At 61.2% G+C, this 21943-nt stretch carries 30 protein-coding genes and 4 pseudogenes; all 34 read right to left on the bottom strand.

Annotated features, from left to right (window positions below; genetic code table 11):
• Positions 1 to 137: 137 nt before the first annotated feature.
• Entirely contained in the window at positions 138 to 1016 is an 879-nt protein-coding gene (gene truA, locus KTAU_RS20065; protein ID WP_151730032.1) for a tRNA pseudouridine(38-40) synthase TruA, read from the bottom strand.
• Positions 1017 to 1279: 263 nt separating this feature from the next.
• A complete protein-coding gene (locus KTAU_RS20060) occupies positions 1280 to 1906 on the bottom strand; it encodes a bL17 family ribosomal protein (protein ID WP_174844081.1) in 627 nt (208 codons plus the stop codon).
• A gap of 5 nt (positions 1907 to 1911) precedes the next feature.
• Positions 1912 to 2901 carry a DNA-directed RNA polymerase subunit alpha gene (locus KTAU_RS20055; protein WP_112431592.1) on the bottom strand — a complete coding sequence of 330 codons (990 nt, stop codon included), beginning with the start codon at positions 2899 to 2901 and terminating at the stop codon, positions 1912 to 1914.
• Positions 2902 to 2963: 62 nt separating this feature from the next.
• Positions 2964 to 3593 carry a 30S ribosomal protein S4 gene (rpsD, locus tag KTAU_RS20050; protein WP_112431590.1) on the bottom strand — a complete coding sequence of 210 codons (630 nt, stop codon included), beginning with the start codon at positions 3591 to 3593 and terminating at the stop codon, positions 2964 to 2966.
• Positions 3594 to 3634: 41 nt separating this feature from the next.
• A complete protein-coding gene (gene rpsK, locus KTAU_RS20045) occupies positions 3635 to 4033 on the bottom strand; it encodes a 30S ribosomal protein S11 (RefSeq protein WP_151730031.1) in 399 nt (132 codons plus the stop codon).
• A gap of 265 nt (positions 4034 to 4298) precedes the next feature.
• Positions 4299 to 4682 (bottom strand): 30S ribosomal protein S13, encoded by a 384-nt coding sequence (rpsM, locus tag KTAU_RS20040; protein WP_112431586.1) that lies wholly within the window; start codon positions 4680 to 4682, stop codon positions 4299 to 4301.
• 494 nt (positions 4683 to 5176) lie between these two features.
• Positions 5177 to 5293, bottom strand: a complete 117-nt coding sequence (gene rpmJ, locus KTAU_RS20035; protein ID WP_112431582.1) for a 50S ribosomal protein L36 — start codon at positions 5291 to 5293, stop codon at positions 5177 to 5179.
• Positions 5294 to 5908: 615 nt separating this feature from the next.
• Positions 5909 to 6130: a translation initiation factor IF-1 gene (gene infA, locus KTAU_RS20030; RefSeq protein ID WP_112431578.1), complete on the bottom strand. Its 222-nt coding sequence runs from the start codon at positions 6128 to 6130 to the stop codon at positions 5909 to 5911.
• Positions 6131 to 6783: 653 nt separating this feature from the next.
• A complete protein-coding gene (gene map, locus KTAU_RS20025; protein ID WP_112434281.1) occupies positions 6784 to 7533 on the bottom strand; it encodes a type I methionyl aminopeptidase in 750 nt (249 codons plus the stop codon).
• A 105-nt stretch (positions 7534 to 7638) separates the two neighbouring features.
• Complete coding sequence (locus KTAU_RS20020) at positions 7639 to 8310, bottom strand: adenylate kinase (protein ID WP_151730030.1); 672 nt, start codon at positions 8308 to 8310, stop codon at positions 7639 to 7641.
• Between the two features lie 51 nt (positions 8311 to 8361).
• A complete protein-coding gene (gene secY, locus KTAU_RS20015) occupies positions 8362 to 9693 on the bottom strand; it encodes a preprotein translocase subunit SecY (protein WP_151730029.1) in 1332 nt (443 codons plus the stop codon).
• 270 nt (positions 9694 to 9963) lie between these two features.
• Positions 9964 to 10500 carry a 50S ribosomal protein L15 gene (gene rplO / locus KTAU_RS20010; protein ID WP_151730028.1) on the bottom strand — a complete coding sequence of 179 codons (537 nt, stop codon included), beginning with the start codon at positions 10498 to 10500 and terminating at the stop codon, positions 9964 to 9966.
• Positions 10500 to 10682 (bottom strand): 50S ribosomal protein L30, encoded by a 183-nt coding sequence (gene rpmD, locus KTAU_RS20005; protein ID WP_112431570.1) that lies wholly within the window; start codon positions 10680 to 10682, stop codon positions 10500 to 10502. Before rpmD ends, rplO begins: the two co-directional genes overlap by 1 nt.
• Positions 10683 to 11041: 359 nt before the next feature.
• A pseudogene (gene rpsE / locus KTAU_RS20000) lies at positions 11042 to 11539 on the bottom strand (30S ribosomal protein S5); the annotation flags it as partial.
• A gap of 33 nt (positions 11540 to 11572) precedes the next feature.
• A pseudogene (locus KTAU_RS19995) lies at positions 11573 to 11728 on the bottom strand (50S ribosomal protein L18); the annotation flags it as partial.
• Positions 11729 to 12010: 282 nt separating this feature from the next.
• Positions 12011 to 12202 (bottom strand): annotated as a pseudogene (locus tag KTAU_RS19990) (50S ribosomal protein L18); the annotation flags it as partial.
• Between the two features lie 219 nt (positions 12203 to 12421).
• Positions 12422 to 13009 carry a 50S ribosomal protein L6 gene (rplF, locus tag KTAU_RS19985; protein WP_112431567.1) on the bottom strand — a complete coding sequence of 196 codons (588 nt, stop codon included), beginning with the start codon at positions 13007 to 13009 and terminating at the stop codon, positions 12422 to 12424.
• A 15-nt stretch (positions 13010 to 13024) separates the two neighbouring features.
• Entirely contained in the window at positions 13025 to 13420 is a 396-nt protein-coding gene (gene rpsH, locus KTAU_RS19980; RefSeq protein ID WP_151730027.1) for a 30S ribosomal protein S8, read from the bottom strand.
• A gap of 220 nt (positions 13421 to 13640) precedes the next feature.
• Positions 13641 to 13826: a type Z 30S ribosomal protein S14 gene (locus tag KTAU_RS19975; protein WP_112431563.1), complete on the bottom strand. Its 186-nt coding sequence runs from the start codon at positions 13824 to 13826 to the stop codon at positions 13641 to 13643.
• A gap of 5 nt (positions 13827 to 13831) precedes the next feature.
• The gene (gene rplE / locus KTAU_RS19970; RefSeq protein WP_112431561.1) at positions 13832 to 14374 is read right to left on the bottom strand and encodes a 50S ribosomal protein L5; all 543 of its coding nucleotides are present in this window, start codon (positions 14372 to 14374) and stop codon (positions 13832 to 13834) included.
• Between the two features lie 5 nt (positions 14375 to 14379).
• Entirely contained in the window at positions 14380 to 14778 is a 399-nt protein-coding gene (gene rplX, locus KTAU_RS19965) for a 50S ribosomal protein L24 (RefSeq protein WP_228026559.1), read from the bottom strand.
• A 28-nt stretch (positions 14779 to 14806) separates the two neighbouring features.
• Positions 14807 to 15175, bottom strand: a complete 369-nt coding sequence (rplN, locus tag KTAU_RS19960) for a 50S ribosomal protein L14 (RefSeq protein WP_052890664.1) — start codon at positions 15173 to 15175, stop codon at positions 14807 to 14809.
• The gene (rpsQ, locus tag KTAU_RS22480) at positions 15172 to 15501 is read right to left on the bottom strand and encodes a 30S ribosomal protein S17 (RefSeq protein ID WP_371875128.1); all 330 of its coding nucleotides are present in this window, start codon (positions 15499 to 15501) and stop codon (positions 15172 to 15174) included. Before rpsQ ends, rplN begins: the two co-directional genes overlap by 4 nt.
• Positions 15502 to 15602: 101 nt before the next feature.
• Positions 15603 to 15812, bottom strand: coding sequence for a 50S ribosomal protein L29 (rpmC, locus tag KTAU_RS19950; RefSeq protein ID WP_146747251.1), 210 nt, complete (start codon positions 15810 to 15812; stop codon positions 15603 to 15605).
• On the bottom strand, positions 15799 to 16230 hold the full coding sequence (gene rplP / locus KTAU_RS19945; protein ID WP_069805725.1) for a 50S ribosomal protein L16: 432 nt from the start codon (positions 16228 to 16230) through the stop codon (positions 15799 to 15801). The genes rpmC and rplP overlap by 14 nt, the downstream gene beginning before the upstream one ends.
• A 724-nt stretch (positions 16231 to 16954) precedes the next feature.
• Positions 16955 to 17650, bottom strand: a pseudogene (rpsC, locus tag KTAU_RS22095) (30S ribosomal protein S3); the annotation flags it as partial.
• Between the two features lie 41 nt (positions 17651 to 17691).
• The gene (gene rplV / locus KTAU_RS19935) at positions 17692 to 18042 is read right to left on the bottom strand and encodes a 50S ribosomal protein L22 (RefSeq protein WP_151730024.1); all 351 of its coding nucleotides are present in this window, start codon (positions 18040 to 18042) and stop codon (positions 17692 to 17694) included.
• A gap of 61 nt (positions 18043 to 18103) precedes the next feature.
• Positions 18104 to 18391, bottom strand: a complete 288-nt coding sequence (rpsS, locus tag KTAU_RS19930; RefSeq protein WP_052890667.1) for a 30S ribosomal protein S19 — start codon at positions 18389 to 18391, stop codon at positions 18104 to 18106.
• Positions 18392 to 18439: 48 nt separating this feature from the next.
• Positions 18440 to 19273: a 50S ribosomal protein L2 gene (gene rplB, locus KTAU_RS19925; protein ID WP_151730023.1), complete on the bottom strand. Its 834-nt coding sequence runs from the start codon at positions 19271 to 19273 to the stop codon at positions 18440 to 18442.
• Between the two features lie 11 nt (positions 19274 to 19284).
• A complete protein-coding gene (rplW, locus tag KTAU_RS19920) occupies positions 19285 to 19584 on the bottom strand; it encodes a 50S ribosomal protein L23 (RefSeq protein ID WP_151730022.1) in 300 nt (99 codons plus the stop codon).
• A 3-nt stretch (positions 19585 to 19587) separates the two neighbouring features.
• On the bottom strand, positions 19588 to 20361 hold the full coding sequence (gene rplD / locus KTAU_RS19915) for a 50S ribosomal protein L4 (RefSeq protein ID WP_151730021.1): 774 nt from the start codon (positions 20359 to 20361) through the stop codon (positions 19588 to 19590).
• A gap of 9 nt (positions 20362 to 20370) precedes the next feature.
• Positions 20371 to 21165 (bottom strand): 50S ribosomal protein L3, encoded by a 795-nt coding sequence (gene rplC, locus KTAU_RS19910; protein ID WP_265576362.1) that lies wholly within the window; start codon positions 21163 to 21165, stop codon positions 20371 to 20373.
• A 266-nt stretch (positions 21166 to 21431) separates the two neighbouring features.
• Positions 21432 to 21749 (bottom strand): 30S ribosomal protein S10, encoded by a 318-nt coding sequence (gene rpsJ, locus KTAU_RS19900; RefSeq protein ID WP_052890671.1) that lies wholly within the window; start codon positions 21747 to 21749, stop codon positions 21432 to 21434.
• A gap of 64 nt (positions 21750 to 21813) precedes the next feature.
• Positions 21814 to 21943: EF-Tu C-terminal domain-related protein (locus KTAU_RS19895; protein WP_503827349.1), on the bottom strand; the 130-nt coding region annotated here is incomplete at its 5' end.

Below are 21943 nucleotides of genomic sequence, written 5' to 3'. Positions count from 1 at the left end.
AATCTTGCTTGCTCACTTACTCACACAGCTTCACAGCGCGGAGCACCGGGGCAAGGTGCTTCCTCCTCAGCCATCCATCTTCGCGCTCCACGCTTGCCGCCCAGTCCAGTGAGGAACAGGTGAGCCGGGCCTGTTTATCAGGCTGGCGGGCCTTCATCAGAGACTGGCTCAGCTCCAACGCCAGCCAGTGCGGGCCAAACAGCAGAGGCCAGTGTGGTCGTAGTCACCGACGCTTCTGGCAGGCCGAGTTCCTTGGGGTAGGAGACCCCTACCAGGCACAGCCCACGCGCCGGCACCGCTACCCCTGGATGAGAACGGTCAGCACGCTGGACAATAGCCGCGAACTCCTCCACGCTGAGCCGCCGCTGACCGACCAGCAGAAGTGTACCCACAATACGGCGCACCATGCCCGTCAGAAAGGCATTGGCCGTAAAGTCACAAAAGATACAGGCGCCGTGGCGGACGCAGGAGGCCACCAGCATCGTACGGACACAGTGGTGCGGGCCAGCCTCATCAGGATGAGAGGTATCCTCGGGACTATGCCCAAAGGCCCCGAAATCCTTCGTTCCCAGCAGACACCTGCAAGCCTCAGCCATGAGATCGACCGCCAGTGGCTGAGAGCGATGGTACGTGAAGCGAGCCAGGAGCGCCGTTGGAATCGCATCATTCCAAATCGTATAACGATAAGAGCGACTGATAGCGCTGAAACGAGCATGGAAGCGCTCTGGCACCTCACGCGCCCAGCGCACAACTATCGTCGATGGCAAGGTAGCATTCAAGGCCCGCACCCAGGTCTCGGGAGCAAGTCGCGCCGTCGTGTGGAAGTTGATCACCTGACCCGAGGCGTGAACGCCCGCATCGGTGCGCCCGGCACCGTGCACCACAACCCGCTCACCAGCAATGCGCGCGATAGCGGTCTCCAGCACCCCCTGGATCGTAGGACCATGAGCCGCCGGCTGGCGCTGGAAGCCATGATAGTCCGTGCCATCGTACTCAATGCCACAGGCAATATTCATGCGATCTCGTCTATCCGCCTATCCCTATCCGTCTAGCGCCTCATCGCCTAACCGCAGGCAACCCCTTGCAGAGTGTGAGCTACCTCACGCGAGTTGAGCGAGATATATAGCCTGCCTCCGGCTCTCCTGGCTCGTTCATCCATCCAGTAGCCGAGGCTGGTGACCAGTCATGCCCCCGCTGAGGGGTCGAGGGAGCGCCAGAGCTGCCAAGCCCGAGGGAAAAGCAGAGGCGTCCGTCTCCTCTTCCTCTCCTCGCGCAGACCTCAGACCAGGGCGATCTGAGCGACCTCGGCGGCATCGCCCTTGCGCCGCCCCAGTTTCGTAATGCGCGTATAGCCACCGGGACGGCCCATATAACGGGGCACCAGCTCATCGAAGAGGCGGCGCACCACCAGCTCATCGGGCAGATGGCTCAGCACATAGCGGCGGGCACGCAGCTCAATCACCAGTGCCTCATAAGCGGCGCGCAAAGCCCGCTCCGCCTCATCTTCCTTGGGAATAATGCGCAGGAGCTCCGCACGGCGCTCCTTCAGCTTATTCTCCAAGAACTTACGGCCCTGCTCCGTCAGCGGGGGCATGCCCATAGCCGCGCGCTCCTCATTCGTCGCCACCTCATCATGGAGCGAGAAGCGGCCACGACGCGCAAAGGCCAGCAGCTTGGCCGCCTTCTCCTCATCGGGAACCACCTGCGCCAGATGGCGCTGAGCCGCGGCGCGGCCCTCGACGGCGGTCGCGATCAGCCGCTCCACCTCGCCGCGAATCGCGCGGGCGCGGGCCAGGGTGGTATTGATCCGATCGTAGCGGAGCAAACCAGCCATCAGGCTGCGGCGGACAGCACGACGGCGGTGCTCCGGCATTCCCAGCTTGTTACCGGCAACACGATGCCTCAACTTAACTAGCCCTCCCTTTCGTGATCGCCGTTCATCTCGGCCCCGACCGTGCTGGCGCGCAGATTCGTCGGGAGGAAGTTGCGCGCAATCAAGCGATCGCGCAACTCCTGCAAGCTCTTCTCGCCAAAGTTGCGCACGCCCAGCAGATCTTCCTCATTCATCGAGAGGATCTGGCCGACCTTCGTAATATTGCTGCGCTTCAAGCAGTTATAAGCGCGCACCGAGAGATCAAGCTCCTCGATGGGCGTATCGTAGATCTTCTGAGGAATCGGCAGACTGCTTAGCGGCGGTTTCTCCTGCTCGGTCGTCAGGGTCGTATGATAGTTGGCGAGCTGCGAGAAGAGACGCACCAGGATATCGGCCCCCTGCCGCAGAGCCTCCTCGGGCGTAATCGTGCCATCGGTCCAGATTTCCAGAACCACCTTTTCATAGTTGGTCATCTGGCCGACGCGCGTATGCTCCACGGTGAAGTTCACCTTCTCGACTGGGGAGTAGATGGCATCGACCGGGATGACCCCAATCGGCTGGTCCTCCTTCGAATCGGCGGGGACATAGCCGCGCCCGGTCTCGACAACCATCTCCATATCGAGGCGCGCATTCTCGTTATCCAGCGTCGCAATGTAGAGATCAGGGTTGACGATCTCCACCGTGCTTGGCGCCGTGATGTCCGCCGCCGTCACCACGCGCTCACCGGAGACGTTCAGGTGCATCGTCACCGGGTGGTCCGAGAAGCAGCGCAACCGCAGCTTCTTGATGTTGAGCACGATATCCGTCACGTCCTCCATGACGTTGGGGATATCCTGAAACTCGTGCTGCACCCCCTCGATGCGAATCGACGTCACCGCCGCGCCCGGCAACGACGACAGGAGCACGCGCCGCAGGGCGTTGCCTACCGTGACGCCGTACCCCGCCTCCAGCGGCTCGATGTCGAAGCACCCGTAATTGCCCTGGGTTTTCGTATTCCTGATGCGCGAAGGCAGAGTGATGTCTTGCAAGGTTCTAACCTGCCTTTCTTGTACTACCACCGCCTACAACAGCTTTGCTTTGCTTCTTCTGGCTAACGAACCTGATAATACTCAACCACCATTTGCTCTTCAAAAGGCAGTTCGAGATCGGTGCGCGACGGCAGCGAGAGCACGCGCCCGCTCATGTTCGCGATGTCCAGACTGAGCCAGCCTGGCACAGCCTTCTGCGAAAGCTGGAGCGCGCGCGTCTTAAAGTACTCCAGGCTCTTACTGCGCTCACGCACAGTGATCACATCCCCGGGCTTAGCCACAAACGAGGGGATATCCGTCTTGCGGCCATTGACTTCAAAGTGGCCATGCGAGACCAGCTGACGCGCCTGTGCCCGCGAATCGGCAAAGCCCAGGCGATAGACCAGATTGTCCAGACGCATCTCCAGAATCTGGAGCAGATTCTCACCCGTGCGGCCCGGACGGCGCAGCGCCTCATTATAGTGACGGCGGAACTGGCGCTCCAGCACGCCGTAGGTGCGGCGAATCTTCTGCTTCTCGCGCAGCTGCGCTCCATAGCCCGAAAGCTTGCGCTGGCGGCTGCCTCCATGTTGACCGGGCCGGGTGTTGCGCCGCTCCAGGGTACAATTCGTCAGGCACTTCTCGCCCTTTAGAAACAGTTTGACCCCCTCACGTCTGCACAGCTTGCAAACAGGGCCTGTATAGCGTGCCATCTTTAGCTCATCCTCCTCACACGTCCAATCGCACAGCGCCCCTACACACGACGCCTCTTCGGCGGGCGGCAGCCATTGTGCGGAATCGGCGTGACATCAGTGATCGAAACGACGTTGAGACCGGCAGCCTGCAGCGAGCGGATCGCCGCCTCGCGACCAGAGCCTGGCCCCTTAACATAGACCTCGACCTGGCGCATGCCATGCTCCATCGCTTTCCGAGCCGCAGCCTCTGCCGCGACCTGGGCCGCGTAGGGAGTGCTCTTGCGCGATCCCTTGAAGCCTTGTGAACCGGCACTGCTCCAAGCCACGACATTCCCATTCGGGTCGGTCACGGTGACAATCGTATTATTAAAGGTCGCTTGAATGTGCGCCTGGCCACGCGGCACCGATTTCCGTTCACGCTTGCGCGGCTTACCCGCCTGCTTCTTTTTCTCGGCCATGTTCTCTTTCTCTCTACCTCCGATGAGACGGTCTGCTTGTCAGGAATTACCTGCAGCTCTATCCTATTGTTCAAGCTTTTCAGGAATACTCACCGGCTTACCGGTTCAGCGTACGCAAAAGACCGCGAGCAGCTCACCCAGCCATTCTCCTCGCCCGCGCTCTGCCCGCCGGCTGGCCAGCGCCACCGTGAGGGCTGGAGCCGACGACCACCAGAGCAGAGCACTCGGCCAGGAAGAGAGGGAACCGCATCTGAGGCAGCCATGCTTACTTCTTGGCTGTAGCCTTCTTCTTACCGGCCACCGTCTTCCGCGGTCCGCGGCGAGTACGCGCATTCGTTCGTGTTCGCTGGCCACGCACCGGCAGATTGCGGCGATGGCGCAGGCCGCGATAGCAGCCGATCTCAATCAGGCGCTTGATATTCTGCTCGACCTCGCGCCGCAGATCGCCCTCGACCTTGTATTCGCGGTCAATGACCTCGCGAATACGGTTGACCTCGTCCTCGGTCAGATCCTTGACTCGCTTGGAGGGATTGACATGGGTCTTCTCCAGGATCTGCCGGCTGGTCGTAGGGCCAATCCCATAGATATAGCGCAGCGAGATCTCGACCGGTTTCTCGCGTGGGATATCGACTCCGGCAATTCTAGCCATCTTCTCCTCCAGATCAGACAGGCCGGGGCCTTGGGCCTGGCCTCTGCCCCGTCTTTCTTCTCCTCGCCTGAGCTTTTCTGCTCACACCGTCGCTTTTGACTGATAGGGAATCCGCGCGATCGCTTCCGGGATCTGGTGATCAAGACGCTTGACAAGCCCAGTTCTCCGTCCCGTGCGTGACCACTACTGACAGAGGATACTGGTAGTGCTTGTTCCATCCTCTCCCAGACCTCGCCGCGCGCGCTCGCTCGTTGATCAGCAGGTTCGCCGGGGAAGGAGCGGCTTCCCGTCTCGTCAGCGGGCCTGTCGCGAGAGGCGACACGGACAAATGAACAAAGATAAGACAACACAGGCCCAGAGCGGCGATCGCTGATGGGCAAGCGGGCAACAGCCAGCTGCTGTTCATCGCCTGCCCAGCCTGATCCGGCAGCCAGGCCGCCCAATGCCTGTCAGCTACCATTACCGCTACGGCGCAGCCCTTCCCCGAGTACGCTCTAGCCCTGACGCTGCTTATGCTTCGGGTTCTTGGTACAAATCACGATCACCACGCGATTGCGGCGAATGACCTTGCAGTGCTCGCAGCGTGGTTTCACCGAGGCGCGTACCTTCACGGCTCCCTCCTTCCTTCGTTTCTGCTCTTCACTTTGCCATTGTCAAAGGTTGTCGCGTTCGTGTTGCGCCGAAGCGCTTGTCTGCAACATCCGGTCATGTCGAGCCAAGCGAGAGAAACGAGGCCGCAGCAGCGCAGAGTCAGACCACCTGACTGGAGCAGGCAGTCGAAGACGAAAGGGCGAGTGCCGACGCGACGCAGGCGCTGGCTCTCTCCCGACCCGCTCCTGCCCTCGCCCACCCCGCTGGGCCTGGCGCTGAAGCCGCCCGCTTGCTCAGATTGAGCATAGACGGGCAGTCGCCAGTCTGGCTTCACCCTGCCCTCCGCTGCGTGTGGGGCAAGGGGCAGGGGAGCGCGGGAGCTATCCCTGACGATGCAGAAGCTGCACAGACGAATCCGAGCTGTGACATGGGAGCGAGGCGCCGGGGCCAACGTGCTGTAGGCCAGGCCGAGCCACGCTATAGCAGGCTCCGGCCCATTGCTATCTGCTCTCTGTCTGCTCTCTGCTGATGCTGAACAGCTCGCTCGCCTTGCCATAGTAGGAAGCGGCGCAACAACCAGGCCGGTTCTGTCTTAGCTGCCTCTGCGGCTGCGGCGATCCAGGGAGCCGCTTCGGTCAGGGCTTGACGCGCCAGGTGATGCGGCCCCGTGTCAGGTCATAGGGCGAGAGCACCACTTTCACCCGGTCGCCGGGGACGATGCGCACGAAATTCATGCGGATGCGTCCCGACAGCGTGGCCAGAACCTCATGGTTCTCATCGACCTTGACCCTGAACATCGCATTTGGGAGGGCTTCGGTCACCTCGCCCTCCACCTCGATCTCATCCTTTTTCGGCATAGCACCCTTTCGTCGTCACCTGTTGCAGTGGCTCATCGAAGCGTTCCAACAGCAGGTTGCGCGCAAACGATCCACTTCACTCACCCCACCCACCTCCGCCTCTCTCTTTGACCCACTCTACTCTGCCGCCGTCTTCCTCTCCTCTCCCTCGCTTCCTGCTGGCGGTGGCTAGCTCGTTGGCTGACCGGCGGATAAGGATTCCTCATACGAAGCTGCCGGGCCGGGCCGACCTGCCTTGCTGTGGACCTCTCCACGGACCTGCCCAGCCAGGCAGGGAGGCAGATAGACAGGTCACCCACTTCTGCACTACGCCACATATGAGGAAACAAGGCGAGTTCGCTCTCTATGAGAAGGTCGTTTGTCCCTACGACTTGTGTGCTTTTCCAGAGTGGCAAAAAGCAGCAGGGAAGACTGCTGCGACCAACTGCGAATTATAGCACAAACCTTCGGGAAAGTCGAGGGGCAGACCCTCTTTCTACCAGAACTGGATCTCTTGTCCCCCAGCTGGGTTAGCCAGTCGTCACCTCGCAGTAGCACCTGGCTGTTGGTCATCCGCCTGCTCGTCCGTTTGGTTGCCCGCCTGCTCATTGTGGTACAACGGAACGAACCAGCCCTGTTGGTCTCGTTGTATCTGTTTGCTCCTTGTCACTCTCTCAGAGAGTCAGGATCTCGGCATCGCCTTCCGTGATGGCAACGGTATGCTCGAAATGTGCAGAGTAGCTATGATCAGCCGTAACCACGGTCCAGCGATCGGGGAGGACACGTGTCTCCTTCCCGCCCATATTGACCATTGGCTCGATCGCCAGCACCATCCCGGGCCGCAGAGCCGGATTGGGCAGCCCAGGTTCGACGTAGTTCAGCACCTGGGGATCTTCATGCATACTGCGCCCAACGCCGTGGCCGCCCCACTGACGCACCAGCGAGAAGCCGGCGCTCTCCACGAACTGCTGAATAGCGCGGCTGATATCCAGCAGGCGATTGCCGGCCCGAGCCGCGGCAATCCCGCGATAGAGGGCATCCTCGGTCACTTTGAGCAGGCGTTTCAGTTCGGGGCTAATCTCGCCCACGCCGATGGTGATAGCGGCATCGGCATGCCAGCCCTGATAGTTAGCGGCAAGGTCGAGGCTGATAATATCGCCTTCCTGGAGCACGCGCTTACCCGGGATTCCATGCACCACCTCATCGTTGACCGACGTACACAGGTGACCTGGATAGCCGTGGTAGCCAAGCGAGCTTGACTTTGCCCCATAGCGCTGAAGCGCCTCCGCCGCCAGGCGGTCCAGGTCGCCAGTAGTGATACCGGGACGAACGGCGCTGCGTAGCTCGGCCAGAACCGCGGCGACAATCCGGCCCGTCTCCCGAATCCGCTCGCGCTCTTCCTTTGATTTTATGATAATCGCCACAATCAACTCTCCTCATGGGTGGCCGGGCTGGGGCGAGCCAGAGTCAAAGCCCGCACCGCCAGCCCTCCAGGCTCGCCCGCAATGGGCAGGCGACGAGGCGACGGATCAGGCCGACCCATGCTGACCTTGTTCATAGCCTTTGATAGTCGAGAGCAACTCTTGATGAACCTCGTCGATGCTCTGATTGCCATTGACCTTTACCAGCTTCCCCTGGGTCGCGTAGTAGTCGAGCAGGCGGATTGTCTCCTTAAAGAAGATATCCAGCCGCCGTTCGACCGCCTCGCCGACATCGTCGGAGCGCTGGTAGAGTTCGCTTCCATCGATATCGCAGACACCCGGAACCTTAGGTGGCTTGCTATAGATGTTGTAGACATGCTGGCAGGCGCGACAGATATAGCGACCCGACAGCCGCCGCACTAATTCCTCACGTGGTACCTCCAGATAAACGGCCAGATCGACCTGCCTCTGCACGGCTTGCAGCCCTTTATCCAGAGCCTCCGCCTGGGGAATGGTTCGCGGGAAGCCATCCAGCAAGGCCCCCCTGGCACAATCGGGACGGGCCAGTCGACCCAGGATCATCGCGATCGTCAGCTCGTCAGGGACCAGCTCACCACGATCCAGATAGTCTTTGGCTTTCAGGCCCAGCTCAGTGCCTTCAGCGACTTCCTTACGAAACAGATCTCCGCTGGCAACGTGCGGAATCCCAAGTTCCTGAGAGAGCGCTTCCGCCTGGGTCCCTTTGCCCGACCCTTGAGCGCCAATGAGAATGATCAGCACCGTTTCTCCTCCGATGGAAGCGGACGAGGCGCACCATCGCGCCTCGCCGACCTACGACAGGAAACCCGAGTAATTGCGCATGACAACTTGTGCTTCAAGCTGTCTGATAGTATCCAACGCCACCGCCACGACGACCAGCAGGGCGGTCGAGCTGAGCATCTGGGTTCTGGCCAGATAGGGCAGAACCGCCAGAACGCCCAGGAAGAGCGCGCCGCCGAGCGTCACCCGTCTCAGCAGCGTTTTCAAGTAGACACGTGTCTGCTCGCCCGGGCGATAGCCAGGAATGTGAGCCCCCTGCTTTTGCAGATTCTCGGCAATATTCTGCTGTTCCCAGACCAGATCGGCGTAGAAGTAGGTGAACCCGACTACCAGCACAAAGTAGAACAGCCAGTACCAGGGCAGCGTTGTATTGAGCACGGTACTGCTGAGCCAGCTCGCCGCCGTCGTGAGCCAGCTGGCATTGCTGCTGGCCAGGTACTGGGAGATCACGGTCGGGAAGAGCAAGACCGAGTTGGCGAAGATCAGCGGGATCATGCCGGCGCTATTGACCATCATGGGAATATAGGTGGTCTGCGCCGAGCCGACCAGCATCCCTCGTCCGACGATGCGCTTGGTAGGATACTGAATCGGAATACGTCGCTGTCCCAGGTAGATATAGACGATGCCGGCAATGGTGATCACGGTGATCAGCCCGAGTGCGACCAGGTTGAGAATGCTGCTGCTCGTGCCGCCCGTCGTCGTGCTGGAGAGGTAGCCCTGCTGCACCAGAGTGGGCAGGCGGGTCACAATGTTCCCCAGGATGATGATCGAGATGCCATTGCCGACGCCATACTCCGTGATCAGCTCGCCGAACCAGACCAGGATCATCGTCCCCGTGGTCAGCGAGAGGAGAATAGCCAGCGTCTGCAGCCAGTTGGGGCCAAAGAGGTTGAAGGTGCTGGCATCGAGGACCCCCACCCTCACAAAGATGGCCGCGCTACCCAGCGCCTGGAGAAAGGCCAGAGGGACCGTGATGATGCGCGTAATCTGGCTGAACTTGAGCCGTCCGGCCTCGCCCTCTTCCATGAGGCGATGGAGCGCCGGAATGATCGGCGAGAGCAGCTGCATCACGATGGTCGCCGTGACGTAGGGGTAGACGCTCATGGCGATGATCGAGTAGGTCTGGAGCGATCCCCCTGAAAAGATGTCCAGAAGGCCGAGTAACTGGCCCAGATTCTGATTTTGACCGCTCGTGAAGAGGCTGGCCAGCGTTTGTTCCTGCTGGTGGGTCAAGGGGACTGTGATGTGCGCCAGTACCCGCATGAGCAGCAGGATGATCAGCGTAAAGATAATTTTCTTGCGCAGGTCAGGAATAGACCAGACACTGAGCAGCCGTCCTAACATGGATGGCTCCTTTCACAATAAGCGTCACGCGGATAAGCAGCTTCCTGGCCCTGGCCCAGGACCTGGGGTCCTTCCCTTCCCGGCCACCAGTAGCCCTGGCCGCGCTGATCATTGGCTCTTTCTTGCCCTCATCATACTCATCAGCAGAGATACACCGCCTGGCCGGCTGCTGCTCACCGCGTTAGACCAGGCTGGCCGACCAGCGATCTGCGATCTGGTTGACCCGCCTGGGTGGAAGACAGGAAAGACCGGCTCAGGCAGGCACCAGGCTTAAGCCTGGGCCTGCGCCCCCTGAGCCAGCTTCCCTTGATCTTTACGGCGCTTCGTCTTCTCGTAGACTCTGACCGGGATCACTTCGATACTGCCACCGGCGGCCTCGATCTTGGCCCGCGCGCTTTCTGAAAACTTGTGGGCCCGGACTGTCAGCGGGCGATGCAGCTCGCCATCGCCCAGGATCTTGACCAGGCCGCGGCTCTCAGTAGACGAGAGCAGGTGCTTCTCGGCCAGGGTTTCTGGTGTAACCTGGGCCCCGGGTTCAAAGAAGCGCTCCAGGCTCTCGACATTCACAATGGCGTATTCCTTCCGGAAAGGAGCGTTGCTATTGCCTATGCCTCGCAGGAACGGCAGGCGCTGCGACAGCGGCGTCTGACCTCCTCCAAAGGCCTGGCTGACCTTTCCTCCGGTGCGTGCCTTCTGACCCTTGGTACCGCGACCGGCCGTCTTACCACGTCCCGAGCCATGTCCTCGCCCAACTCGTCTTGACCGCTTGTGCGAACCAGGAGCTGGTCGCAGATCAGACAGTTTCATTATGCTATCTCCTCCACCTTGACCAGGTGTCTCACCTTCTGAATCATACCGCGAGTCGTGGGCGTATCCTCGCGCACCACTTCCTGCTGGAGCTTGCGCAGTCCGAGCGAGCGGATAGTCTCCCGCTGATCCTGCGCGTAGCCAATCGTACTCTTCACCCACTTAATGCGCAGCTTTGCCATAACAGTCTCTCTCCTCAAACTCAGGCGCCCATCTTGCTCTGCTCAGCCTCGCTCTGCTGTCCCCCACCTCCGTCTCCCTCTAGGGCCACAAGCTGCAGCGTCGTCGAGTCAAGCTGAGTCGGACTGAGCCGCGCCACGCCGAACGACGAGGCTGAGCAGAAGCGAGCGAGCGAGAGCAAGCGAGTGGGGTCTGTCTAGCGACGGCGCTCCCCACGACGTTCCGCGCGCTCGGCGCGTTCGCGGGCGGCACGGCGCAGAGCGCGCTGCTCACGCGCCTCCTCCTCGCGGGCAGCGCGGAGGGCCGCCGCCTGCTCGGCAGCGCTTGCCGCCGCTGCCGCCAGGCGCTCAGCACGGCGCCGTCCCAGCAGCTCGACCACTGTCTTACCGCGCAGGGCCGCCACTTCCTCGGGCGAGCGCAGCTCCTTGAGGGCCTCAATGCAGGCGCCGACGGTATTGGCGCGGTTGGAGCTGCCAATGACCTTCGTCAGGATATCACGAATACCAGCCAGCTCCACCACGGCGCGCACCGCCGCCCCAGCGATGACCCCGGTACCGGGCGCGGCGGGTTTGAGCATCACCTGCGAGGCTCCAAAGGTCGTCTTGACCATGAAGGGGATGGTCGTGCCTGTCAATGGCACATGAATCAGATGCTTTTTGGCATCCTCAGCGGCCTTGCGAATCGCTTCGGTATACTCGGCGGCCTTCCCCATGCCATAGCCAACGTGGCCATTGCGGTCCCCAACTACCACGAGCGCCCGGATGCTGAAGCGGCGCCCGCCCTTAACGACCTTGGAGACGCGGGTGACTTCGACCACGATCTCTTCCAGGTTCAGCTTCGACGCATCTATTCTCGGCATGTTTCTCCTCGTGCTCGTGCCTACCAACCTGACCTAGAACTGTAGGCCGCCTTCACGCGCCCCTTCGGCAAGGGCGGCTACGCGTCCGTGATAGGCATAGCCCCCACGGTCAAAGACGACCTTCTCGATCCCCTTCTCTTTCGCGCGCTGCGCGAGCAACCTGCCAACCTCACGCGCAATAGCGACTTTGCGATTGTAGGCAATAGCAGCCAACGCCTCGACGGGCGTTTTCTTCTCGCCTTTTTGAGCGCTGGGTAGAACAGTCTTGACCTGCGTCGGCGGACGGCCCCGTTGCTGCTGACTACCTTTACCGCCCCGGGCCTGCTGGCTCTGGGCCTGGGTCCGCGCTGCAGCTCGGGCCGCCCGGCGTGAAGGGACGGCCTCCGCCGCGCTTTCGACGACTACCTCCTCCTCTGGAGCGGCTTCCGCTTGGGGGGCCGCCGACTCAGGGGGCGGCGCCGGCTGGAAATTGCGCAGAGCTGCCTCCAACGAGGAGGCCGAGACAAGTGTCTGACCCAGGGTATCGTCGATAATCTGAGCATAGATATGACGAGCGCTGCGGAACACATTCAAACGTGGTCGTTCCGCTGTGCCCTTGACTCGGCGACGTATCCGCTGGTGCCGACGCAGCCGCGCCTTGTTCGCATTGAACGTCTTGATCATAAGAACGTGCCCCTGTTCTTCTATATAAGAGTAATAAAGAAAGATGAACCGACGCTGCAAGGGACGTGATCGGCACTACGTCCCTCCTCATCGCAGATGTGCTTACTTGCTCGCTTGTGCCAGTGATCGATCGATCGATCGATCGGCCCCAGTGAGCTGGCCCGTCTACAGGCCAGCCAGGGGTAAGACCAACTCAACTGGTTTGCCAGCAGATGGCCGTTACTTCTTCTTACCGCCGCCGGCCTTGCCTGTCTTGCCGGCCTTACCGGCCTTGCGCCGGATCTCCTCACCAGCGTAGCGGATGCCTTTGCCCTTGTAAGGCTCCGGCTCGCGAATGCGGCGAATGATGGCCGCCATTTCGCCCACCTTCTGCTTATCGATCCCGACCACACTGACCTTGGTGGCCTTGGTCACAGGGTCAACCCCGTCGACCGTGAAGGAGATGCCTGGCGGCGGAGGCACCTCAACCGGGTGGGAATAGCCCACCATGATCACCAGGTTATCGCCCACCTTGGTGGCACGGTAGCCAGTACCGTGAATCTCTAGCTGCTTGCTGTAGCCCTGAGTCACGCCGACCACCATGTTATTGATCAGCGTGCGGTAAAGGCCATGCTGAGAGCGATGCAGCTTATTATCGGACTGGCGCGCCACCTTGAGCGTGCCATTCTCCAGGGTCAGCGAGAGAGACGAGGGGATCTTGAGGGACAGCTCGCCCTTTGGGCCCTTGACAGTCACCAGATTGTCCTCGTTCCAGCTGACCTCGACCTTCGGCGGGATCGGGATCGGCATACGCCCTATACGCGACACGTGTCTACCTCCCGTCTACCAGACGTGACAGATAACCTCGCCCCCAAGACCGAGCTGATAGGCTTTGCGTCCCGTCATCACGCCCTTGGGAGTGGACAGAATGGCAACCCCCAGCCCACCCCGCACCAGGGGAATATCCTTGCGCTTGGTATAGACACGCCGCCCGGGCTTACTCACACGCTCCAGCTGGGTCAGCACCGGCTTCTTATCGACATAGCGCAAGGTGATGCGAATCGTCCCCTGGGGATTATCCTTGATCACTTCGATATCTTTGATGTAGCCCTCTTCCTTGAGCACACGCGCAATGGCCAACTTCATCTTGGAGGCCGGAATCGAGACCCGCGTGTGCCGCGCGATGATCGCATTGCGGATGCGGGTGAGCATATCCGCGATGGGATCGGTCATGTTCATAGTACAACACCTCCACGATCATGAAAGAACGAGCGTTCGTCGGTCACTGACACTCTCACCCAGTTCATTCATTCGTTCGTTCGACCGTCTAGCCCAGCAGTCTCGGGCAGGCATCTTGCTTGCTGGAGCCAGGAAGCCCAGCGGCCCGCCCCGTCGCAGCCAGCCCGTACGCACATGCGCGCTCGCTCTTTCACGCTGCCGACCTGGGCGATTGCTGAACCTACCAGCTTGATTTCGTCACACCGGGCAGCTCACCACGCAAGGCCCGCTCGCGGAAACAGATGCGGCACAGGCCAAACTTGCGCATGTAGGCACGCGGGCGACCGCAGACCCGACAGCGGTTGTGCTGGCGCACCTTAAAACGGGGCTTGCGCTGAGCCTTGACGATCATCGAGATCTTGGCCATCGATCCTACCTCCTGAAGGGCATCCCGAGCAGGCTGAGCAGACGCCGCCCTTCTTCATCGCTGCGCGCCGTGGTCACAATACTGACCTCCATACCCCGGACCTTATCGATCTTGTCATAGTCAATCTCGGGGAAGACGAGCTGCTCACGCAAGCCTAGCGTATAGTTGCCACGCCCGTCGAAGGAATCCGGAGAGACCCCCTGGAAATCGCGCAGACGCGGCAGAGCGACATTCATGAGCTTATCAAGAAAGTAATACATGCGCTCGCCCCGCAGCGTCACCATGCAGCCGATCTGCATGCCCTTGCGCACCTTGAACGAGGCCACCGAGCGCCGCGCATGGGTAATGACCGGGCGCTGACCGGTAATGAGCGAGAGATCGTTCACCGCCGCCTCCATGGCCTTGGCGTTCTGAATGGCCTCGCCCATCCCAATATTAATGACCACCTTGTGGATGCGCGGCACCTGCATCGGATTCCTGTAATTGAACTCCTTCTGCAGGGCCGGTACCACCTCCTTGAGATACTTCTCCTTCAAGCGTGCTGCCATAATCTCTACGCACTCCTCGTCCGATCAGCAATGACCTTGCCACATTTCTTGCAGATACGCACCGGGCGGAGCTTTTGATCAGCTCCCATCGGACGACGCTCGTGGGCCACGCGCGTTGGCTGACCGCACTCTGTGCAGATCAGCATGGTGTTAGAGACATGGATGGGCAGGGCTTTCTCAATAATGCCTCCCTGACGCAGCTGCCCCTGCGGCTTCTGGTGCCGCTTCACAAGGTTGACTCCCTCGACGATGACCTTGTTGAGCTGCGGCAGCGCCTTGACCACTGTCCCCTGCTTGCCTCGATCCTTGCCCGCGATGACCAGCACTGTGTCGCCCTTCTTGATGTTCATTTTGGCCCGGTGCAGAGGCCGCTTCTCTTCCTTCGCTTTTGTCTTGACAGCCATCGTCTCTACCTTCTTTCCTCACCTTCCCTCAGAGCACTTCTGGCGCGAGCGAGAGGATACGAACATAGTTTTTCTCGCGCAGCTCGCGGGCCACCGGACCAAAGATACGTGTTCCTCGGGGGTTGTTGCCAGCGCCAATCAGAACGGCGGCATTATCGTCAAAACGAATGTGGGAGCCGTCCGGACGCGCGTACTCCTTGGCGACGCGCACCACTACCGCGGTGACCACCTCGCCTTTTTTGACCTGACCGTTGGGAGCGGCACTTTTGACGCTGGCCTTGATGACGTCACCTACCGTGGCATACTTCTTGTTTGAGGTGCCAAGGACACGAATACACATGATCTCCTTGGCGCCCGTGTTGTCGGCAACCTTGAGACGAGTCTGGGGCTGGATCATTCGGCTCCCTCCTCTGCTTGCTGCTCACGCTGCCCGCCCAGCACCACCTGGCCAGCACCCTGCTGGACCCGCTCCAACTCACTGGTGATCTCCTGGCCCAGCACCTGCTCAACCGGGACAACACCACTGCCGCGCTTGATCACCTCGATCAGGCGCCAACGCTTGAGCTTGCTCAGCGGGCGGCATTCCTCGATGCGCACGATATCCCCAATCTGACAGATGTTGTTCTCATCATGCGCATAGAAATGTTTTGTCTGACGATAGGTTTTCTTGTAGAGCGGATGCATCTTGAGCCGCTCTACAGCAACGACGATGGTCTTATCCATCTTGTTGCTGATCACCAGCCCCACCTTCTGCGGGCGCCGGCGTAGCGGGCGCCCTCCGGTTGAGCTGAGCGTGGCCGCATTCTGCTCGGTCGTTCTCTGGGTCATTGCTCAGCCTCCAGCTCTGAGATATGGTGAAGCAGGCGAGCGATATCTTTACGAGTCTGAGCGAAGATGCGCGTGTTTTTAACCTCCCCGCGCTGCTTCTGCAGGCGCAGATTGAAGAGCTTGGTACGCAGTTCTTTCAGCTCGCGCTGGGCTTCTGGCAGCGACATCTCGCGAATCTGCTGGCGACGCTCCTTAAGCTTCGGCACGCTCCGCCTCCCCCTTGACTACAAAGCGTGTGGCGATTGGCAATTTATGGCTTGCCAGGCGTGCGGCTTCCCTGGCGACCTCCTCGCTCACACCACTGATCTCGAAGATCATATGTCCGGGCTTGACCACCGCTACCCAGTGGTCGAGGGCGCCTTTCCCCTTGCCCATGCGCGTCTCCGCTGGCTTCGCGGTCACGGGCTTATCGGGAAAGACACGAATCCAGACCTTGCCGCCACGCTTCATGAAGCGCGTAATGGCAATACGAGCGGCCTCGATCTGGCGCGCTTCCAGCCAGCAGGGTTCCAGGGCCTGCAAGCCATAATCGCCGAAGGCGATCGTATTGCCGCGATGAGCGGTCCCCTTAAGGCGACCGCGATGCTGTTTGCGATACTTTGGACGTCTCGGTGCCAGTAACATGGCTGCCTTTTCTCCTCTTTGCCACAGGTAGCCCCGCCTCTTGGTCTGCCTGCTGCTACGGTCCGGGCCGGTCGGGGCTGATGGTCTGCTCTCCTCGTCTGTCGCTAGCTATGCCAGCTTACTCTCCGCTGGACCTGGCTCGTTCGCTCGCTGGCGAGAGCGCTCGGAGACGCTGGCCTACCTGTCCACCGCGTGCCCTGATCCAGCCTGCTTACTCCTCAGCACCGCCCGCAGAAGACTGCTCGCCACCCCGTGGCTGCTCAGCCGCAGTCGGTGGGGCTGCCTGCTCAGAAGGGGCCGTTGGTGTCGGTGCCGGGCCCTGGACAGACTGCTGCTGTTGTTGCTGGTGCTGCTGATGTTGCTGATGCTGCTGCTGTCTTTGCTGGTGCTGCTGGTGCTGAGCCGACGGCTGCGACTCGGACTGCTGGGCCTGGCGTCCCTGCTCGCCACCGCGCTGACTCTGATCAGCCCGAGGAGGACGAGGCGGACGCTGCGGACGACCCTGGCGCCCCTGCCCCTGCTGGCCCTCGCGCTCGCCACGTGGCGGACGCTGACCTCGCTCACGCTCACCCTGAGCCTGGCCTTGCTGACCACCCTGAGCCTGGCCGCGCTCACGTCCAGGACGTCCCTGAGCGTGCTCAGGCCGCGGACGCGGGCCACGCTGCTCGGGTCGCTCCCGGCGCTCAGGCCGCTCCCGGCGCTCGGGCATGCGCCGCTCGCCCACGCCGACCTCACGCGGCAAGAGCGCTGGCTGCGGGGCAGCCTCCTGTCCCTCGGGACCCGGGCCTTTGCCGGGGAGCACGTCCCCCTTGTAGATCCAGACCTTGACCCCAATCACACCATAGGTCGTGTGGGCCTCTGTCTGTCCATAGTCGATATCGGCGCGCAAGGTATGCAGGGGAACCTTCCCCTCAACCTCTTTCTCGCTCCGTGCGATCTCCGCACCTCCGAGGCGCCCGCTCACAATGACCTTGATCCCTTTGGCATTGGCGCGCATGGCCTTCTGCACAGCCTGCTTCATGGCGCGCCGGAACGAGACACGCTTCTCAAGCTGCTCAGCGATCGTGCGACCAACCAGGTAGGCATCCAGCTCCGGCTGACGAATCTCCACAATGTTGAGGCGCACTCGCTTATGGATCTTCGACTCCAGCAGATTGCGCAGCCGGTCCACTTTCTCGCCATTCTTACCGATCACGATGCCCGGCCTGGCGGTATGAATAGTCACCGATACCTGCGTCGCCGCCGCACGCTCGATCTCAATGCGCGAGACCGCCGCGTTGGCCAGCTCGCGATTGATCGTCTCGCGGATCAGCATATCCTCCGCGAGCAGGTCTTTGTAGTCACGCTCAGCATACCAGCGAGAAAGCCAGGTTTTGATAATGCCGAGCCTGAACCCTGTGGGATGAACCTTCTGTCCCACTGACGTGCTCCTCCTTCACTGCACTTCGCTCGCTCAATTCGTTAGCGTCCCAGGTCGGCTCGATCATCCGAAACGATGACTGTGACATGACTGGAGCGGCGGATGATGCGCGACAATCGTCCGTGCGAGCGGGCCTTGAAGCGCCTCTGACGCGGCCCTTCGTCTGTCACAATGTTAAGAATGTAGAGCTGGTCGGGATCGAGATTGTAGTTGTTCTCTGCGTTCGCTACCGCCGACTGGATCACCTTCTTGACCGGCCTGGCCCCGGCGTTGGGCAGGAAATCAAGAACCGGCAGCGCCTCGCTGACGCGCAGTCCCTTGACCGCATCGGTGACCAGGCGCAACTTACGCGGCGAAATGCCTATGTTTCTCGCAATAGCCCTGACTTGCATCTCCTACTCCATCAAAGACGGCTCCGCTGGCCTTCCGCCAGGGGAGGGAGGAGAGAGCAGGCTAGCGAACCGAGGTGGTCCGCTCGCTCTTTCCTCCCGAGTGACCGCGGAAGTGCCGCGTGGGAGCGAATTCTCCCAGCTTATGGCCTACCATGTTTTCGGTGATATAGATCGGCACATGGGTTTTGCCATTGTGCACGCCGATGGTCAAGCCAACCATCTCGGGGAAGATGGTTGAGGCGCGCGACCAGGTCTTGATCAGGCGGCGCTCACCGCTGCGCCGCATCGCCAGGACCTTCTTCCTCAGTGATTCGTGAATGTATGGTCCCTTCTTACGCGAGCGCGACATGCTTTCTTTCTCCTCCTCCTACCTGTGCCTGTCTGGCCGGCTCACTCGCTAGCGTCGACCAGCGTTGCGCCGACGGACAATGAAGCGATCGGTCCGCTTGTTGCGCCGCGTTTTGACACCGAGGGCGGGCTTGCCCCAGGGTGTCTGCGGCTGGCCGCCGCGCGGTGCGCGTCCTTCGCCACCGCCGTGCGGATGGTCACAGGGGTTCATGGCCGCGCCGCGCACCGCAGGCCGTCGGCCCATGTGGCGGGAACGGCCCGCCTTGCCGATGGTGATGTTCTCATGGTCGGGATTGCCGACCTGACCAACGGTGGCCATGCAGCGGCTGTGCACGTAGCGCAGCTCGCCCGAAGGCAGGCGAATGAGAGCGTACTCACCCTCCTTAGCCATCAGCTGCGCCCCCACACCAGCACTGCGCACCAGTTGGCCCCCGCGCCCGGGCACCAGCTCAATGTTATGAATGGTGGTGCCAACCGGAATGTTCTTGAGCGGCAGGGCATTGCCGGGCTTGATGTCGGCATCCGGCCCCGCCATCACGTGGTCGCCGACCTTCAGCCCAAGCGGCGCAATAATGTAGCGCTTCTCACCATCGACGTAGTGCAGGAGAGCTATGCGAGCTGAGCGATTAGGATCGTACTCGATAGCGGCCACTTTAGCCGGCACGCCCAGCTTGTTGCGCTTGAAGTCGATGATCCGATAGGCGCGCTTCGCACCTCCGCCTCGATGGCGAGTGGTGATCCGGCCCTGGTTGTTGCGACCGGCATGCTTCTTGAGCGGCTTGATCAGCGACTTCTCTGGCTCCGTCTTCGTGATCTCTTCGAAGGTCGAAACCGTCATGCCGCGCCGCCCAGGTGTCGTTGGCTTATACTGCTTTACTGGCATTGTTTTTCCCCTTATGCCTTCAACGCCTCAATGGTCTGACCCGGCTGGATGGTCACGATGGCCTTCTTCCAGCGCTGCCCGTGGATGATGCGCGGCGGGGCTCCCTGCCGGCGCAGGACGCGCTTCTTGCCGGGCACGTTGATGATGTTGACCTTGAGCACCTTCACATTGAAGAGCTGCTCGACGGCGCGGCGCACGTCGATCTTCGTGGCCTCTGGCGCCACCTTAAAGGTATACTGGTTGTGCTGTTCCTGGAGCTTGACCGATTTTTCCGTGATGATTCCGTGTCGCAGAACCTCGGTGATCTCCACGGCCTACCCCTCCTCGCTGTCGCCGGCGGCCTCAGCGTCGGCACTGGCCTCGCTCTGAAGCTCCTCCTGCGCCGCAGCCTCCGCCTGGGCCTCGACCTCGCCCTCGGCTTCGGTGATTCGTTGGCTGGCCTCCTCGGCGCTCAGTCCTTCACCGAAGACGTATTCCAGCCAGCGCACAGCCGGCACCGGCATGATGACACTGTCGTGCTTCAGCAGCTCTACGACATTGATGGCACAGACATGCTCAACCTTGGTGCCTGGAATATTGCGCGCCGAGAGCAAGACGTTCTCATCGCGCTGCGGCAGCATCAGCAGCACGCGCTTGCTGTCGCCGACAGGCAGCTTGCTGAGCACCTCTAGCATATCCTTGGTGCGGGGCCGCTCCAGCTGGAGCCGGTCCACGACAATCAGGCGATTGTTAGCCACTTTATCCGAGAGCACCGAGCGAATCGCCAGGCGCCGCATCTTGCGTGGCACGTCGTGATGATAGATGCGAGGCCGCGGCCCAAAGACCACGCCACCGTGGCGGAAGTGGGGCGCGCGAATGCTTCCCTGGCGCGCCCGACCGGTTCTTTTCTGCTGGTACGGCTTCTTGTTTCCTCCCGAGACCTCGCCACGGCGCTTGGTGGAGACGGTGCCCTGGCGGCGGTTGACCAGCTGGGCAGTGACCACCTGGTGGAGCACCGGGATATGGGGCGTGATTCCGAAGACCTGCTCGTTTAGCTCAAGCTCTCCCACGGCCTCGCCGGCCATGTTATAAACTGTTGTCGAGGGCATCGCCGTTACCTACCTCTTATGCTTCCTAATCATGAGCAGGCCGCCATTCGCACCGGGCACCGAACCTTTGACTACCAGCAGATTGCGCTCCGGGTCGGCCTGAATGACTCGTAGCCGTTTGACTGTGACGCGCGCATTGCCCATGTGGCCGGCCATGCGCAGGCCCTTGAGCACGCGCCCGGGGGTGGTACCGGAGCCAATGGAGCCGGGTGCACGATGACGATCCGACTGTCCATGCGTCTTGGGGCCGCCAGCAAAGCCGTGGCGCTTGACGCCGCCCTGGAACCCCTTTCCTTTGGAGGTGCCGATCACATCCACGAATTCACCGACCTTAAAGAGGCTGACGTCAAAACGAGCGCCCAGCTCTACTTTGTCGGGCGAAGCCCCTTCCTCAAGTTTGACCTCGCGCAGGACGCGAAAAGGTCCCAGCTCCGGTCCCGGACGGCGCTGGCGGTTCTCCTGCAAGGTCAGGAGCTTCTGAATCTGCTTGTCTGGCTTCTTTTCTTCGGACGTCTGCGCCGCGCTCCCGCTCTTGGCCCCTTCTTCCTGGTCGCGGGCTTTGGCGCGCTGCTCCTGCTGATACTGCTGCAGACGGCGGCGCTGGGCCCTTAAGAGCGGCAGCCGGTGACCAAGGTGCCCCAGTAGCGGGCGCGTCGTACGCTTGACGGGGATCGGCTCAAAGCCAATCTGGACTGCTTCGTAGCCATCACGGGCAGTGGTCTTGATCTGGGTAACGATGCACGGGCCTGCTTCAATGACGGTTACGGGGATGGCATTGCCATCCGGCCCGAACACCTGCGTCATGCCCACTTTCCTGCCCAACAATCCATTGAGCATACTCTCTACCTACTCTCCTCTGTAGGGAGGGATGGAACCAGACGAAGGCTCCTCGCTCTGACCCACATCAGCCAGCCTAACCTGCTGCAAGATCCTCTCTCCTCTTATTAAGGAGAGTGAACGGGACTGAGCGACCCGCGCGACCGCTGGCGGTGCTGCCGTTCTGTCCCGTTCGCTTGCGCTCTCCTGGCAGGCTGACGGCCAGAAGCGAAGATGCTGTCCGGCCTATCCGCCTACAGCTTGATCTCGATGTCGACACCTGCGGGCAGATTCAACCGCGTGAGCGCTTCGACCGTCTTGTTGGTCGGGTCGACGATGTCGATCAGGCGTTTGTGAGTGCGAATCTCAAACTGCTCACGCGAGTCTTTATCAATAAAGGGCGAACGGATCACGGTGAATTTCTGGATCTCTGTGGGCAGCGGTACAGGTCCAGAGACGCGCGCTCCGGTCTGCTGCGCTGTGTCGACGATCTGCATCGCCGACTGATCCAGAATGCGATGGTCGTAGGCCTTCAAGCGAATGCGAATGCGCTGTTTCGCTCCGGTAGCCATTGTCTCTTGCCTCCTTTTTGGCCTGGCCTTTGCCTCTGATCGAGTGAGCCTCTGGCTCTGCCGCTTATTCGAGCACCTCGGTGCAGACGCCCGCGCCGACGGTGCGGCCACCCTCGCGAATGGCAAAGCGCACACCCGCCTCCATCGCCACCGGATAGATCAGCTCCACCGTCATGTTCACATGGTCCCCCGGC

It is taken from the genome of Thermogemmatispora aurantia (assembly GCF_008974285.1).
In the GTDB taxonomy this organism is placed as follows: Bacteria; Chloroflexota; Ktedonobacteria; order Ktedonobacterales; family Ktedonobacteraceae; genus Thermogemmatispora; species Thermogemmatispora aurantia.
The sequence above is the reverse complement of the archived record's forward strand: the minus strand, read 5'-3'. Positions and strand labels throughout refer to the sequence as shown.